Origin of the sequence: Desulfonatronum thiodismutans (assembly GCF_000717475.1) — a bacterium.
Taxonomy (GTDB): Bacteria; Desulfobacterota; Desulfovibrionia; order Desulfovibrionales; family Desulfonatronaceae; genus Desulfonatronum; species Desulfonatronum thiodismutans.
On record NZ_JPIK01000022.1, the window covers coordinates 22,845 to 37,596 of the forward strand.

The window sequence follows — 14,752 nt, forward strand, 5'->3', positions numbered from 1 at the left end:
CGACCAACCTGGTGCAACCGCACAGCCTTTGCTTCTTGGCGGTTTTTGGCGACATTCTGAAATAAAGCATATTTTCTTATGCTTGGCATGGATCGTGGCAAATCAAGCAATCATCAACACTATTGCACCAACAAGGAGAAACGTCATGAAGCGGATGAAAAGATTTGCCGCTTTTGTTTTCATTTTCTGTCTGCTGTTTGCGCCGCAAGGCGCGGCGGCGGAGTCCGACGCGTACTCCGAAACAATGCGTACGGCCCGGGAAATTCTGTGGAAGACGATCACGTCCGGAGGAGGAAGCTCCGCGACCGTGGCCGTCATGGATGGGGGAAAGATCGTCTATTCCGAGGAGTTCGGCGCAGCAAAGCGGGCGACCAGCCGCCCCGTGAAGGCCGATACCCGCTTCAACATCGGCTCCACCAGCAAGATGTTCGCCGCGGTCGCCATTTTGCTGCTCGCCGACGACGGAAAGCTTGCGCTCGACGACCCCGTGGTGAAGCACCTCCCCGAGTTCGTCATGCGCGACGAGCGCTACCGGGATATCACGGTGCGCATGCTCTTCAACCACTCGTCAGGGCTTCCGGGCTCGACCTTCGTCTTTGAGTACGAGCCCATGATCGAGCCGCATGCCCTGCTGCTGGAGGTTTTGCAAGAGTCCGACCTGAAGCACGCTCCCGGGGCCATGGGTATTTACTGCAACGACGGCTTCACCCTCGCGGAGATGATCGTGGAAAGGCTTTCGGGGATGAAGTTCATCGATTTCGTCGCGGAGCGCATCTTCGAGCCCCTCGGGATGAAGGACAGCGCGGCCAGTGTCGGCGAGACCCTCGGCAACGTCGCATTCTACTATGACATTCCGGCCGGCAGGAAGTACCCTCTGGAGATAGTCCGGGTGCATGCGGCTGGAGGGCTCTCCTCCACCGCGAAGGATTTGTGTCGTTTCGCGGACAGCTTTACCGCGGGGGGGAAGCACATCCTGAGCGAGCCCTCCTTGGAGGAGGTTCTGAAGAGCCAGCCGACCCTCTTCACGGAGCATCTCCGCGGAGCCGCGCTGCTGGATGCCTTCGGGTGGGACTACGCATGGATTCCGGATTACCGGGACAAGGGAGTGCAGGTGCTTGGGAAAAGCGGGGGAACGATGTTTTATTCCACCAACTTCCAGGTCGTCCCGGCGGAGCGGCTTGTCGTGGCCGTGAGCATCTCCGGCAAAACGAACGCCCCGGAGATCTCGCGCGCCATTTTGGACGCGCTGATGAAGGAGAAGGGGCTGCCCGTCCCGGAAAAGTCGCCTCTGAAAAAGAGTGTCGAGCCGCGGCCGATTCCCCCAGAACTCCTCGCCTTCGAGGGAATGTACACCGACGGAACCAGGGCCGTGCGCTTCCTCTTCGACAGGGAAAAGCATGCCCTGAATATTCACCACGTGCTCCCCGCGGCTCCAGATGGTGAGGAGACGCCGCCTCCCTTAAAGCTGGTCTACAACGAGGGTCTTTTCCACGACCTTGAGAAGGGAAGTTCGTATTACTTCATCTCCGAAGGAAAGGACGTCTACCTGATCGCGCACAAGATTCCCGGCTTCGGCATGAACACCCCTGTTTTCCAGAGGCTGGAGGAAGTCGAGGCTCCAAAACAGCTTTCCATCGATATGAACGGCGTGCTCTGGATGATGCAAAACGTCACCCCCAGTGCGCAAATCATGAGCGGAATGCTGATGAGCAGGTCGTCCGTCAGCGACGAACTGCCCGGATATCTTTACGGCTTCGGGGTACAGAAGGTCGAGGGGCCCGACTTCGCAAGCATAGCCGCGACGGGTTTTCGCGATCAGCTCTCGCTGCGGCTTTTCCGGAAGGACGGCAAAATTCGCGTGCGGAGCGGGATGTTCGTCTTCTCGCAGGCAAGCGAGGCGGGGGCGCTCGTCAATGGAAAGAACGGAGTTGTGATCGGCCCCGACGGGGAGAACGAGTGGAGGAAGGTCGAGCAGGAGATGATCCTCTCCTTCACACGGCCGGAGAGGGGGCGGGTTGTTGCGGTCGCGCCCGCGAACGACGCGGAGCTGCTCTACGACAGCGTCGTGGACAACGGGGAGTTCTTCGCTCCGGAAGGAACCTTCGTCTTCCTCGCGGGATCTCCGGGGGATGTGTTTGAGATCGAGGCAAGGTAGCACGCGCTCGCCCCGGCTGAGTATTCAGGCTGTTTATTCCGGCAAACTTAACAGTCCGCTGAAAAACTCCCAATTGCTGCGTCGCTGCAAAAAGTTCAAACCCTCACGTATCAAAAATACGCTTCGACCTTGAGCTTTTTTTGCTCCTTGCACTTGGGGTTTTTGAACGAACTGCCGGAAAAGGACTTTTTCAACACTCAGATATGGGTTTTCTTGGACACCTCAACCTGCCGGCTTTGACCGGCGCTTCATGGAGCATCTCATGCGCCTTACAAAATGGTTTCTGACAGGCACCCTGGCCATTGCGGCAACAATCCAGCTCTGCTTCGGATTGCCGTCCGCCCAGGCTGAGACGGGCGGCAAGCCGTTACCGTACAACGTCGGTCAATGGCTGCCCTCGGACCAGCAGGTTCTGGAGGATTGGCGGGCCGATCTGATCCGAAAAACCGACGCACTGCCCGAAGGTGCGCCCTTGTTGCCCGTTATCCAGGAATTCAAGGAACTCATTGAAAACGACCCGGAACTGTACATGCTCTTCACCCAGATGTTCGAGCAGGTTCCGCGAAAACCGCCGTTTCTGACCGACCCCACCGGCATGCCGCAGATCAGGAATTACCGGCACATGCTGGTCCTGATGAACCATATTCTGACCCAGGCTCCGGAATTCAACAAAACCGGGCTGGTAGGCTTTCCCATCAACGCCATCCTGGACTGGCCCATGGGCACCCCTGCCGGAGCATCGGCCTTTCTGAACGATAAAGTGAATCGCCAATTGAAGAAGATCCTGAATCAGTGGGCCGTGTTCCTGGCTTCCCCGGATTCCCGCCATGTGCTTACCGATGATCCGGAAAAAGGCTGGTTCGGCCGGGACGCCCAGGAAGCCATGCCGACCTTCGTGGAGGACTTCCATTGCGACCCGGATCAGCCCCATTACGGCTTCGCGTCCTGGGACGACTTCTTTACCCGGACCTTCCGCGACGGCCGCCGCCCCGTGGCCGAGCCGGACAACGACGCGGTGATCGCCAATGCCTGCGAATCAGCCCCGTACCGGATCGCCACGGATGTCCAACTGCGCGACCAGTTCTGGATCAAGGCCCAGCCCTACTCGCTCTTCCACATGATGGACGGGGATCCCCTGGTGGACCAATTCGTGGGCGGGACCATCTATCAGGCATTTCTGAGCGCGCTGAGTTATCACCGCTGGCACAGCCCGGTCAGCGGCAGGATCGTCAAAACCAGGCTGATCGACGGCTCCTATTACGCCGAATCGCTTGCCCAGGGCTTTGACCCGGCCGGACCCAACGAGTCCCAGGGCTACATCACCCAGGTTGCCGCCAGGGCGCTGATCTTCATCGAAGCGGACAACCCGGACATCGGCCTGATGGCCGTCATGTTCGTGGGCATGGCCGAGGTCTCCTCCAACGAGATCACGGTGTACGAAGGCCAGCACGTCCAAAAGGGCGACCAACTCGGGATGTTCCACTTCGGAGGCTCCACCCATTGCCTGATCTTCCGCCCGGAAGTGAACCTGGAATTCGACCTGCACGGCCAGACTCCAGGCCTGCACTCGGAAAACATCCCGCTTCGGGCCAGGATCGCCGTGGTCACGGACAGCCAGGGCGAATGACCGCCTTTTGCGGGTGCTCGGGGATCGGGATCGAACCGAGCCAACTTCTTGATTCAATACAGAAAATGTCTTGAAAATGCTTGATATTTTTCTTTAGGATGCCCATATTACACTCTTTTGCAACGCCCATTTCAGTAGCGAAATGGGCGTTTTAAGGCAAAACATCGGCTTATTATAAAATTTTTATTCACAAATTTCAAAATGTTAACTCGGTCAGGCCCCAGCCGCACTCATCGCTTTCACACGCCACCAACAGCGTGAGCGGCGCTTTTCGGACTTCGTCACGAATGAGAAGACTCGTCGCACTGCAAAACCAATCGGATTCGTTGCCCTACGCACCGCCATTTCGTCTCCGGTTGCTTCCCACCCACCTCACGGTGACGCGGTTACCTTCGACTACGGGGGTGTTGCATACCCCGGAATGGACTTGCACCATCCTGACAAAGCGCCTTCGCGGGCGCGCTCCTTCCGGCGAAGGCCGGAATCCCGTCGTTTGAAGTGGCTCCATTAATGCGGCCATCGACTGGCCTCATTAGACCGGCCAGAGGGTGGCTCCATTATGCCGACCATGGCGATTTTGGAATGCTGGGACAGAGAGATGCTGGGGCTGGGGAGATGAAGGGAAGGTGACAGTGATTGTCTTTCTCGGGTAGTGGGCAAAAAGAAAGGGAAGCTTGGTGGCTTCCCCTCCACAAGATCGATTTTACGATTGGCTGGGATCAATTGTCCTGGAACACTTCGCCAACGTTCTTGGCGTCCAGGATTCGTTCGGCCCAGAGGTCCAGTTGTTCGGGCGTGGCTTTGCGTAGGCGTTCCTGAACGTCGATGTCGGTGATGCTTTTGCCGAAGCGTTTGGTGATTTGGCGCTGGAGTAATTCGCCACGGCCCTTCTGTAAGCCTCTTGTTTCCCCTCGCAGTTCAAGTCTTTCCGCTACTGTCATAAACATGCCTCCTTTTCCTGCTGAAAGGCTTTGCGTGAACATATTTTGCATTTCTTCGGGCTCGATGTCCATAACCGAAAGCACGTACCGGAAAATCTTTTCCAGCCAATGCATGGACGTGGCGTTCTCGTCCATTTGGATCACCAGGGCGATGATTTCCCAGATCTTCTCTACATCCTCCGGGGTGTTCCTGGCTTGGAGGCAGAGCATGACCAGTTGGTTAAGAATCTGGCCTTTGATGATTTCGTCGGTTTCCGGGGAGAAGTCGTAGAAGGCGAGGTCGAAGCCAGGAACGTAGGCGGACAGTTCTGGATCGGGAATGTCCACGAGTTCGGAAAGCCGGATGGCCTTGCCTTTGGGTTTGCCGTGGTAGATGACGATGGGGATGATCAGTGGCAGGGTTTTGGCTTTCTGGTTTTGTTTGAGGTGGAGTTCCCAGATTTCAATGATATAACGGAGCAATTGGAGAACCACGAACCGATCCGGGTAGCTTTTGTGCTCAAAGAGGAAATACACGAACCCGGGCCGGTCGCTGCTGAGCATGATTTGGTAGAGCAGGTCGGAATAGTGTTCAGCCTGCTTCTCGTCCACGAAGCTGTCTTTGGTGATGGCCAGCGTATCCAGCTTGATATGCTTCAAAACCTTGGCCGGGAGGTAGTTGGCCAGGAAGTCGGCGGCGACCTCCTTGTGGCTCATGGTTTCCCGGAAGAAGGTGTCGTGGATGTTGTTGATCTCGCTCATGGGGGCGGATCGTAGGGCAGGGGCTGGCGTATGGCAAGGCAGTCAGGGCTGCCCATCAACGGCGTCAACCAACCGCTTCATCGAATACACCCCCTCCACCCCGCCAACCGGCGTTCACCCTGTTAAACACGGCAAGCCGTAGACCGAAGGTCTGTTTAACAGGGTAAACCTCCGCTCATCCTTGGAATCCAGCAAGTGCTTCACTCCATCGAACACCTCGGCCACGAACTCTTTTGAGCCGATGATTGTCAATCAGCATCGAAAAATGACCCACCATCGGCGTCCAATTTTGACCCCCTCGGTCATTTCATCGCCGTGGAGTGCCTGAAGCTGCGCCAACTATCGGTAGTTTTTCGTAGCCACTTAGACCACGCTGGGCATGGATGCAACCAGCGCCAGCCCTGTCCCGCGATTCGCGTGGGTTGCGTTGGATCATGTCAGTAAGATAACGGTTCAGCGAATACCAGGCGAGTTGGCCCACGTGCTGAGCATGCGGCATGTGAGCAAGGAGGTGTTGGACAAGTTCATCACGGGCATGAAGGAGCTTGGCGCAAAAAATCATTTTGCACCAAGCCTGTTGAAAGTTGATGGTTAAAAGTTGAATAAAAACAAAATATTGTTTTTGGCTCAATATGCGTTTCGGGCAGATGGCTCGCAAATGCATGATTCTTCATCGGTTCATGCCCCAACGGGGCATCGTCCTCTAGCCCAGGGTTGGCCTGGGATCATTGAAAAAGGACGCAACCCCTTTGGGGTTGGTTACGGAAATATGGCGCATTTCCCAGGGTAGCGGCACAGCCGCAACCCTGGGCTGGGGGACTGAATCCCGTTGGGATTCCCAGAAGAAAATGACAGTCCGGAACGCATAATGAGACATCTGGAATACAAGGAGGACGGCCTTTCCGCGCGGGATGCCATGACGGCAATTTATGAGGCGCGGGAACAATTGTGAAGAAAACCGTTTGGAAAGCCGGAATGCCGTCCCTGCCTAACCAGACATTAACCAGACCAGAGAGGGAAATCATGAAAAACCTGCTGCTTTGCTGCCTTGTTTGTTGCGTGACGTGCTGGCCCGCCTTCAGCCGGGCCGATGTCCCGCCGCTTCCAGCGCAATGCGCGGAAAGCATCGGGGCCTTTGCGGAAGCGTACCAGGAAAACGAGGTTTTCAGACTGCTCATGGACATGGCCTTCGAGAACATGCGGCCCTTGCCGGAAGGTTACCACCATGGGGGCAATCCCTGGATCGGCAAAAAGTATGACGACCTGCTCGTCTTTCTGGGCGACTGGTGCCTGTTTCTGCCCAAGTCCAAGGGCAGTTCGGACGACGGATTGGCCTACATCGAGGTGATGGACTTCTTCTCCTACCAGAATCCCTTTGGTAGAGCCGTATTCCAGATCTCCCCGGGCAGGGAGCTGTTCCAGCGTTTCATCGAGGATCGGGGCACCTTCATGAACAGCCCGGAGTCCAGGGCAGTGGTGGCTCAGTGGCTGGCCAACCCGCGCATTGAAAAGGAAGACTATCTGCTCCCGGACCCCGACGCTCCTGACGGCGGCTTTGGCTCGTTCAACGAGTTTTTTGCCCGGACCTTCAAGGACCAGGCCCAAAGTCGGCCCCAGACCATGCCGGACCGGGACTACGTGATCAGCGCGCCTACGGATGCGATCATGAACCCGATCCCCGTGCCCATCGTGGACAATAGCACCATGCTGCGCACCAAGGGCACCCAGGAGCTGAACATTCAGGAACTGCTGGCCGGATCCAGGTACTGGGAGCGGTTCGTGGGCGGCACGGCCCTGTCCTGTATTCTCATGCCCAACACCTACCACCGATACCACTCCCCGGTGGCCGGGGCGGTGATCGAGACCGCGTTGGTGAACGGGGCCCTGCTGGGCATGGAGGACTTTCCCGCCTTTGTCCCGCCCGGCGGCAACGTGGGGCGGCCCGGCTCGGACTTCGGTGCTTTTGAAAACTATCAGCGCGGCTATTTCATCATCGATACCGGGAAATACGGTCTGGTGGCCGCGGTGGCCGTGGGCTTGAGCGAGATTGGTTCCGTGGTCTTCCAGGACCGGTTCCTGAACGCAACCGGGCCGGTCCCGGTCCGGCGTGGAGACGAACTGGGCCATTTCCTCTATGGCGGTTCCCTGGTGATCCTGGTGTTCGAGCCGGGTCGGTACGTCTCCGGCGGCGTCAAGGTCCGCCTGGGCAACCAGATCGGCGTCTTTGACACGGACGGCGAATGAGGCCGTGGTTCCTGGAAAACTGGCCGTGGCCGCCTTTACACCCCGACTGAACCAGGCCGGCAACAGCGTCCGGGCCATGCGGGCCATCGAGTATGTCAGCCAACGCCTGGGGTTGGGGTTGTTTCAGTGAAAGCACGAATGAAGGAGGCATATAAGCCTGCTTCCGGGATAAGGGAAATGGATGCATACTCATCGGAATCCCGGTAAACGTGGCGGACAGGAGGGGATAAGCGCATCCGGAATAATCAAGCTTGTTTTTTCCGGGGAAGAACCCCTCCCTGTGTCTTTTGGGCGTCTTTTTCAGGAGGAACAAAAGGCTTGGCCCTACCCAAACAGGAAGAATTCAGAACGCATCCCAGCGTTTTCGATCCCGATCCCGATTCCGACCCCGATTGCAGGAGCAAGAGTGGACAAATATCGTACTGAAAAGTTGCGTTTCATAAAGGGTATCGGGTTGCAACACGAGGAAAACGTTTTGACGTCAGAGCGTTGTAGCGCTAGAACGTCTTCAAACAAATGGAGGCGATAGCATGGAAGCAACAGTCAAGCGCGCCACGGTTTATCTGGACGAGATTGTTCATAAGGCTCTTAAAATGAAGGCGTTGGAGACATCCAGATCCATTTCGGATCTTGTCAATTCCGCCGTGAAAAATGCCCTTGCCGAAGATGCCGAAGATCTTGCGGCATTCGACTGCCGGGCGAATGAGCCTCTTCTCAGTTATGATGATATGGTGAAGAGGCTCAGGGACGATGGCCGGATATAGCATATTTTTCAGGAAATCCGTGGAAAAAGACCTTTCCGGCATTCCGAAAAAGGATGTCATGAAAATCCTTGGTCGCATCAAAGACCTGGAAAACGACCCTCGCCCGCCAGGAAGCGAAAAATTGACCGGACAGGAGCGGTACCGCCTGCGCCAGGGTAATTACCGTATCGTTTACTCCATCCAAGATGATGAACTCACTGTATGGATTGTTACGATTGGTCACAGGAAAGGTGTTTATCGTTGAGGCAATTGAGAGATCTTCGCTTTTATGCGGCTTGCCCCCAGTCAAAATGGGCTGGCCCGGAATCAGGACCAGGGTCAGGCGATCCAGGTCAACCCGGGTCATGGGTCAAGTCCGCTCTTGGCCTCATATTGTTTAAACCATGAGCCCGTTTTGCTGCATTGCTTTACGAAGTGAAGCACTTGCATCCGAACCGGGAGATCAAGGCCGCCATTGCTCTGCTTTGTAATCAAGGACCACCCATCTCCAACAGCAACAAGCGCTTCGACTCTTGCTTCGGTACGGACGCGCTGAACGATTTCCTTGTTGCACCCTGCCCCTCCATCCGATCGATGAACATCTCCTTCCGGACCGTTTGTGACCAAATCGTCGTTTGACGGAAGGCGCTTCTCCATTTATTCGCGACTTCGACAGTCGTCTTTGACGAAAAGAAGCGGCTGATTCCCCTCGGGCGATATGACCGGAGGGTTGGTTGGAACTCTAAAATTTTGTGGGAGAATTGATGGAATCTCGGAAAATGGCCTTGTCGTCGGAGGAACGTCGGTGGTTGCCCTGGCGCGGGCCGAACGGAAAGATATCCCTGGGCTGGTCCTGTTTTGTGAATAAATATCGATATCCCGTTGTGGAGCGGACTTTTGACGGCATTGCCTGCACCAGAGCTCGGGAGCTTCAGGACTGGGCTGAGGAGCAATGGACGCGGATGCGGGAGGTGGCCGATGAATTGGCGGGCAAACGGCCCTCGGCCGACACCCGCAAACTTCTTGAAGAGCGACGCGACGAGGTCCCTGATTTTTCCGAACTCTTCATCGTGGATCATGAAGGCCGGCTCCTGGTCTCCTCGCATCCGGACCGCAAGGGAGCGGCTTCGGGCATCGACCCGAAAGCGCTGGAGCGCGGCCTTGCGGACCGTTTTCTCCATGGACCGTACCTCGATCCCGTAACATTGCGGCTTGGTCCGTCAACCTCCCGCTTTCACGACGAAGCGACCTTGATGTTCCTGCATCCCGTTCGCCTTGACGGCCAAGCCGCGGGGTGCGTGTGCGGCCGCGTGCCCAACGACGTTCTGGGGGATCTCATCCAGCGCGAAGCCGGCCATGTTTTCCCGGAATCCGGGGACAACTATTTGTTCATGGCAAAATCCCGCTTTGATCCTTCCATTGCCCAGGGCACGGCCCTGTCCCGTTCCCGGTTCGAGGACGACACGTTCAGTTTCGGGGAAAACCTGAAGAGCGGCGTCCATACCCAATGGGGCACGGTCAAGGTGAAGAAGCACACGGAATTCGAGCTGCGCTTCACGGATCCGGCCACCGGGGAACTGCATCCCGGGGTTCGGGAAACCATCCGCAAGGGCGAAAACCTTTTTGTCGAATATCCCGGCTATTCCGACTACCGACACATACCGGTCATCGGCAGGGGGATCACCTTTCAGATGCCCGGTTCGCCGGACAAGTGGGGCATGATGTGCGAGGGAGACCTGGAAGAAGTCTACCGACCGCGCTCCGTAAGCTTCCGGTTGATATCCGCCGCGGCTCCGCTCGTCTTGGCCCCCTTGGCGGTCATGGCCGTTGCCGCCGCCGGGGGCGCGCCCCTCCTGCCGTCCCTGGCCGCGGCCCTTCTGGTCGCCTTTGTCGGGATGATCGCGTTTTCCCGGCGGATCCCCAAAAAACTGTCCGAGCGCCTGGACCTGATGACCGGGACCTTGCTTGGCGTGGCCGAGTGCGGGGCCGGTCTCTCCTCGCGGCTGGACGCTTCCAGAATGGGCAACGACGAAACAAGCCAGTTGGCTCGCTGGATCAACAGCTTCATGGACAAGCTCGACGGCATTGTCCAAAAAAACGTTCGGGAGACGGAAAAGGCGAATCAGGCCCGCGCCGCGGCGGTCAAGGCCACGGCTCTGGCTGAAAGCGCCAAGCGTGAGGGGATGCTCGCGGCCGCGTCGCAACTTGAAGGAGTCATCGGCGGAGTCAATCATGCGATCAATGACCTGGTTGGTCAGGTCGAGCAGGCCAACCGGGGGGTCAACGAACAGGACGCGAAAATATCGGAAACAGCCACCGCCATGGAGGAGATGAACGCCACGGTCATGGAGGTGGCCCGGAACGCGTCCAATGCCGCCTCCGGGGCGGACAAGGCCCGGGTGGAGGCGGAACAGGGCGTGGACATCGTGGGACGGTCCATCGAATCCATTTCCAAGGTCCAGCAGATGTCCCTCTCCGTGAAGGAAAGCCTTGATCAGTTGGGAACCCAGGCCATGCAGATCAACAGCATCATGAGCGTCATCGACGACATCGCGGACCAGACCAACCTGCTGGCATTGAACGCGGCCATTGAAGCGGCCCGGGCCGGAGACGCGGGCCGGGGGTTCGCCGTGGTGGCGGACGAGGTCCGCAAGCTCGCCGAAAAAACCATGGTCGCCACCAAGGAAGTCGAAGTCGCCGTTACGTCCATCCAGAGCGGCACGAACGACAACATCCAAGGGATGAACAACGCGGTGTGCGCCGTGGACGAGGCCATCGCCCTCGCGAATCGCTCCGGAGAAGCCCTGCGGAACATCCTGACCTTCGCGAGAGAGGTCGCGAATCAGGTCGGCTCCATTGCCGCGGCCACGGAGCAGCAATCCTCAGCCAGCGAGGAAGTCAACCGGAGCCTGAGCGACATCAACCGCATCACATCCGCCACGGCCCAGGTCATGGAACAGGCGACCAAGGCCATCAGCGACTTGTCCTCCCAGTCCTCGGAATTGCGGGAGCTGATGAACAGCTTGAGGTAGGCTTTGCGTTTCCGCTCAACAGCGATGCACTCGTTTCCCCTCTTGCCATGCCTGAAATCCGCCTGCCCCCCCTTCGGCTGTCCGGCCTTGCAGGTCTCCGATACTCTCCCCGTCTCCGAGGCATGCGTCGGCCTGTTCGCGAGGGTGGCGGCGAAGCGTTGACAAGGGGCGTGCAGGATCAGGCGATCCAGATCAGTCCGACCTGGCGGCCGGTGACCTTGTCGCGGCGATAGGAGAAGAAGGTTTCGGGCAGGTTGGCGGTGCAGAGGTCCAGACCGAAGATGTGGTCCGGGCGCAGGCCGGCGGCCAGGAGCTGGTCCCGGGTCAGCCGCCAGAGGTCCACGGTCTTGGCCGCGGGATCGAAGTAGTCCCGGAAGTCGTCGCCCCATTCCAGATCAAAATTGACGAATTCACTGGCCCCCGGTCCCAGGCTGGGGCCGCGCACGGCCAGAACGTCTTCGGGGCGAAGGTTGTAGGCCTCGCAAAACGCGGCCACGCCTTTTTGGGGGAAGCCCTGGCGGTTGCCGCGCCAGCCGCAGTGCAGGGCCGCCACGTGTCCCCCGTCCCGGTGGGCCAGGAGGATGGGCTGGCAGTCCGCGGTTTTCACGATCAGGGCCAGGCCGGGGCGGGAGGTGGCCGAGCCATCGGCTTCCAGAGTGGGGCGTAGGGAGACGTCGTCCGTTCCGGTTTCCGTGCCCGTTCCCGCGCCTGGTCCCGCTTTCGGTCCCGTTTTTGGCGGGCCTGGGTCGATGACCATCTCCACGCCATGCACTTGTCTGGTCTCGAACCAGTGGTCGAAGCCCAGTCGGCGTTGCAGAATCCGGCGGTTGGCCAGGACCCGGGCATCCTCGTCCCCCACTTCCCAGGACAGATTGGCCTCGGCGCGGGGCTCTTGGCTCACGCCGCCCAGCCGGGTGGTGAAGGCCGCCTTGATGTTCGGCAGGCCGGGAAAGGAAAAGGGGATGATGGTCATCGCGGGGGGCGGATGGTTTCCCGTTCCGTGCAGACGACGCGCACGGGTTGGTCGTGGGCGTCCCGGGGCAGGCGGTCCAGCAGGGTGTCGTGAAAGGTCGGGCCGATGGTCAGGATGTGCGGATCGAGCCGGGAGAGCAGGCGGTCGTAGTAGCCGCCGCCGAAGCCCAGCCGGTATCCGTCGCGGTCAAAGGCCAGGGCCGGGACCAGCACGGCGTCCGCGTCGTGCGGGGCGCAGAGGCGGCAGATTTGGCGGTCCGGCTCCAGGATGTCGTAGCGGCCGGGCACAAGCTCGTCCGTGGATCGAAACTCCAGAAAATCCATTTCCCCGGAGCGCTCCGGACAACAACAAGGGGCCAGGGTGCGCGCACCCCGGCCCCAAAGTTCTCGAATCAGCGGCCACGTGTCCACTTCGCCCGGCAGCGGCAGATAGACCAGGACGGTCCGCGACCCGCCGAGTATCCGGGCCCACTCGGGCAGGCCGCGAACCTGGTGGTGAATCAGTTCGTGGACCGCCGGGGCCGCGGCCGACGCCTCGCGCCGAACCCGCAACCCGCGGCGCAGCGCGGCCTTGTCCATTAGTAGCGATAGTAGTCCGGCTTGTAGGGGCCGTCCGGAGACACGCCCAGATAGTCGGCCTGGGCCGTGGTCAGGGTGGTCAGTCCCACGCCCAGTTTGCCCAGGTGCAGCCTGGCCACCTTCTCGTCCAGCAGCTTGGGCAGGACGTAGACCTTGTTCTCGTACTTGTCGGGGTTGGTCCACAGTTCGATCTGGGCGATGACCTGGTTGGTGAAGGAGGCGGACATCACGAAGGAGGGGTGGCCCGTGGCGCAGCCCAGGTTGACCAGCCGTCCCTCGGCCAGAAGGATGATCCGCTTGCCGTCCGGGAACACGATGTGGTCCACCTGGGGCTTGATGTTGATCCAGTTCAGCTCGCGGATCCCGGCCACGTCGATTTCCAGGTCAAAGTGACCGATGTTGCAGACAATGGCTTGGTCCTTCATCACGTCCATGTGCCCACGGGTGACAACGTCCCGGCAGCCCGTGGCCGTGACGAAGATGTCGCCCAGCGGCGCGGCCTCTTCCATGGTCAGCACCTGATAGCCTTCCATGGCCGCCTGCAGGGCGATGATCGGGTCGACCTCCGTGATCAGTACCCGGGCCCCAAGGCCGCGCATGGCCTGGGCGCAGCCCTTGCCCACGTCTCCGTATCCGGCCACCACCACGACCTTGCCGGCCACCATCACGTCCGTGGCCCGCTTGATCCCGTCGGCCAGGGACTCCCGGCAGCCGTAGAGGTTGTCGAACTTGCTCTTGGTCACGGAATCGTTGACGTTGAAGGCCGGGCACTTCAGGGTGCCGGCCTTTTCCATCTGGTAGAGCCGGTGCACGCCGGTGGTGGTTTCCTCGGACAGGCCGCGCACGCCCGCCATCAGTTCCGGGCGCTTCTCATGCAGCACCTGGGTCAGGTCCCCGCCGTCGTCCAGGAGCATGTTCGGGGTCCAGCCGTCCGGGCCCTGGATGGTCTGGTCCACGCACCACCAGTATTCCTCCTCGGTTTCGCCCTTCCAGGCGAAGACCGGAATCCCGGCGGCGGCAATGGCCGCGGCGGCGTGGTCCTGGGTGGAGAAGATGTTGCAGGAACTCCACCGGACCTCCGCGCCCAGGTGGATCAGGGTTTCGATGAGCACCGCGGTCTGGATGGTCATGTGCAGGCAACCGGCGATGCGCGCGCCCTTCAGGGGCTTGGACGGGCCGAACTCCTTGCGCAGGGCCATCAGCCCGGGCATCTCGGTTTCCGCGATCTCGATCTCCTGGCGGCCCCATTGGGCCAGGGACATGTCGCGAACCTTGCAGTCCGTGGTGGTGTCGAGAATTCTGGTCATTGATCGTAACTCCTTTGCGCTCGGCGAAAAAAATGAAGAGGAAACAGGGGGTAGGCCCCATCGGGACCGCGTGAGCCTGGTCGGGTCTGGTCAATGGGGCGGGACGGTCGTATTTGAAAAAAACGAGAAAAACCTATATCCCCCCACGGGTCAAGAGCGGGCAAGCAAAAAGGGGTCAACCCGTGTTTGGATTGACCCCTTAAAATTGCATGGGGTGGATGACGCGACTTGAACGCGCGGCCGCCTGGGCCACAACCAGGTGCTCTACCTACTGAGCTACACCCACCGTGAAAAAGAGGTATCTAAGCAAAACATCGTCTTCTCGTCAAGATGGAGATGGACGGATTTCAGGACATTTTTGTTCTCGAACCGCGGCAGCTCCGGATCGGTATCGAAATCGAAATCGAAATC

Annotated in this window: 12 protein-coding genes and 1 tRNA gene; 7 read left to right on the forward strand and 6 right to left on the reverse strand. The window is 59.2% G+C overall.

What is annotated here, in order from left to right:
* Positions 1 to 145 precede the first annotated feature (145 nt).
* Both GY33_RS0116300 and GY33_RS0116310 read left to right on the forward strand, forming a co-directional pair.
* The gene (locus tag GY33_RS0116300) at positions 146 to 2,155 is read left to right on the forward strand and encodes a serine hydrolase domain-containing protein (protein WP_051822756.1); all 2,010 of its coding nucleotides are present in this window, start codon (positions 146 to 148) and stop codon (positions 2,153 to 2,155) included.
* Between the two features lie 262 nt (positions 2,156 to 2,417).
* A complete protein-coding gene (locus tag GY33_RS0116310) occupies positions 2,418 to 3,782 on the forward strand; it encodes a phosphatidylserine decarboxylase family protein (RefSeq protein ID WP_084185272.1) in 1,365 nt (454 codons plus the stop codon).
* 719 nt (positions 3,783 to 4,501) lie between these two features.
* Here the strand turns inward: GY33_RS0116310 and GY33_RS0116315 are convergent.
* Positions 4,502 to 5,464 carry an Rpn family recombination-promoting nuclease/putative transposase gene (locus GY33_RS0116315; protein WP_051822757.1) on the reverse strand — a complete coding sequence of 321 codons (963 nt, stop codon included), beginning with the start codon at positions 5,462 to 5,464 and terminating at the stop codon, positions 4,502 to 4,504.
* A 307-nt stretch (positions 5,465 to 5,771) separates the two neighbouring features.
* Entirely contained in the window at positions 5,772 to 6,128 is a 357-nt protein-coding gene (locus GY33_RS21125; RefSeq protein WP_152555224.1) for a hypothetical protein, read from the reverse strand.
* A gap of 359 nt (positions 6,129 to 6,487) precedes the next feature.
* Between GY33_RS21125 and GY33_RS0116330 the strand changes: the two genes are divergently transcribed.
* From GY33_RS0116330 to GY33_RS0116355, 5 genes are all read left to right on the forward strand, one after another.
* Positions 6,488 to 7,708: a phosphatidylserine decarboxylase gene (locus GY33_RS0116330; RefSeq protein WP_051822758.1), complete on the forward strand. Its 1,221-nt coding sequence runs from the start codon at positions 6,488 to 6,490 to the stop codon at positions 7,706 to 7,708.
* 4 nt (positions 7,709 to 7,712) lie between these two features.
* Positions 7,713 to 7,838, forward strand: a complete 126-nt coding sequence (locus GY33_RS20690; protein WP_200874887.1) for a glutaminase — start codon at positions 7,713 to 7,715, stop codon at positions 7,836 to 7,838.
* A 400-nt stretch (positions 7,839 to 8,238) separates the two neighbouring features.
* Positions 8,239 to 8,472: a CopG family transcriptional regulator gene (locus tag GY33_RS0116340; RefSeq protein ID WP_031388361.1), complete on the forward strand. Its 234-nt coding sequence runs from the start codon at positions 8,239 to 8,241 to the stop codon at positions 8,470 to 8,472.
* Positions 8,473 to 8,530: 58 nt separating this feature from the next.
* Positions 8,531 to 8,716, forward strand: coding sequence for a type II toxin-antitoxin system RelE family toxin (locus GY33_RS20695; RefSeq protein ID WP_235185551.1), 186 nt, complete (start codon positions 8,531 to 8,533; stop codon positions 8,714 to 8,716).
* A gap of 499 nt (positions 8,717 to 9,215) precedes the next feature.
* Positions 9,216 to 11,483 carry a methyl-accepting chemotaxis protein gene (locus GY33_RS0116355; RefSeq protein WP_051822759.1) on the forward strand — a complete coding sequence of 756 codons (2,268 nt, stop codon included), beginning with the start codon at positions 9,216 to 9,218 and terminating at the stop codon, positions 11,481 to 11,483.
* Between the two features lie 178 nt (positions 11,484 to 11,661).
* Here the strand turns inward: GY33_RS0116355 and GY33_RS0116360 are convergent, their stop codons facing one another.
* From GY33_RS0116360 to GY33_RS0116375, 4 genes are all read right to left on the reverse strand, one after another.
* Positions 11,662 to 12,456 carry a polyphenol oxidase family protein gene (locus GY33_RS0116360; RefSeq protein ID WP_031388364.1) on the reverse strand — a complete coding sequence of 265 codons (795 nt, stop codon included), beginning with the start codon at positions 12,454 to 12,456 and terminating at the stop codon, positions 11,662 to 11,664.
* Complete coding sequence (locus GY33_RS0116365) at positions 12,453 to 13,034, reverse strand: 5-formyltetrahydrofolate cyclo-ligase (RefSeq protein ID WP_035272519.1); 582 nt, start codon at positions 13,032 to 13,034, stop codon at positions 12,453 to 12,455. The genes GY33_RS0116360 and GY33_RS0116365 overlap by 4 nt, the downstream gene beginning before the upstream one ends.
* Positions 13,034 to 14,341: an adenosylhomocysteinase gene (ahcY, locus tag GY33_RS0116370; protein WP_031388366.1), complete on the reverse strand. Its 1,308-nt coding sequence runs from the start codon at positions 14,339 to 14,341 to the stop codon at positions 13,034 to 13,036. The genes GY33_RS0116365 and ahcY overlap by 1 nt, the downstream gene beginning before the upstream one ends.
* Positions 14,342 to 14,551: 210 nt before the next feature.
* Positions 14,552 to 14,627 (reverse strand) — tRNA-His (locus GY33_RS0116375).
* Positions 14,628 to 14,752: the final 125 nt, after the last annotated feature.

Excerpts from the sequence above, each read along its gene's own strand:
- GY33_RS0116300 (WP_051822756.1), top strand. The coding sequence starts at position 146 with ATGAAGCGGATGAAAAGATTTGCCGCTTTTGTTTTCATTTTCTGTCTG.
- GY33_RS0116310 (WP_084185272.1), top strand. The coding sequence starts at position 2,418 with ATGCGCCTTACAAAATGGTTTCTGACAGGCACCCTGGCCATTGCGGCA.
- GY33_RS0116315 (WP_051822757.1), bottom strand. The coding sequence starts at position 5,464 with ATGAGCGAGATCAACAACATCCACGACACCTTCTTCCGGGAAACCATG.
- GY33_RS21125 (WP_152555224.1), bottom strand. The coding sequence starts at position 6,128 with ATGCATTTGCGAGCCATCTGCCCGAAACGCATATTGAGCCAAAAACAA.
- GY33_RS0116330 (WP_051822758.1), top strand. The coding sequence starts at position 6,488 with ATGAAAAACCTGCTGCTTTGCTGCCTTGTTTGTTGCGTGACGTGCTGG.
- GY33_RS0116340 (WP_031388361.1), top strand. The coding sequence starts at position 8,239 with ATGGAAGCAACAGTCAAGCGCGCCACGGTTTATCTGGACGAGATTGTT.
- GY33_RS20695 (WP_235185551.1), top strand. The coding sequence starts at position 8,531 with ATGAAAATCCTTGGTCGCATCAAAGACCTGGAAAACGACCCTCGCCCG.
- GY33_RS0116355 (WP_051822759.1), top strand. The coding sequence starts at position 9,216 with ATGGAATCTCGGAAAATGGCCTTGTCGTCGGAGGAACGTCGGTGGTTG.
- GY33_RS0116360 (WP_031388364.1), bottom strand. The coding sequence starts at position 12,456 with ATGACCATCATCCCCTTTTCCTTTCCCGGCCTGCCGAACATCAAGGCG.
- GY33_RS0116365 (WP_035272519.1), bottom strand. The coding sequence starts at position 13,034 with ATGGACAAGGCCGCGCTGCGCCGCGGGTTGCGGGTTCGGCGCGAGGCG.
- ahcY (WP_031388366.1), bottom strand. The coding sequence starts at position 14,341 with ATGACCAGAATTCTCGACACCACCACGGACTGCAAGGTTCGCGACATG.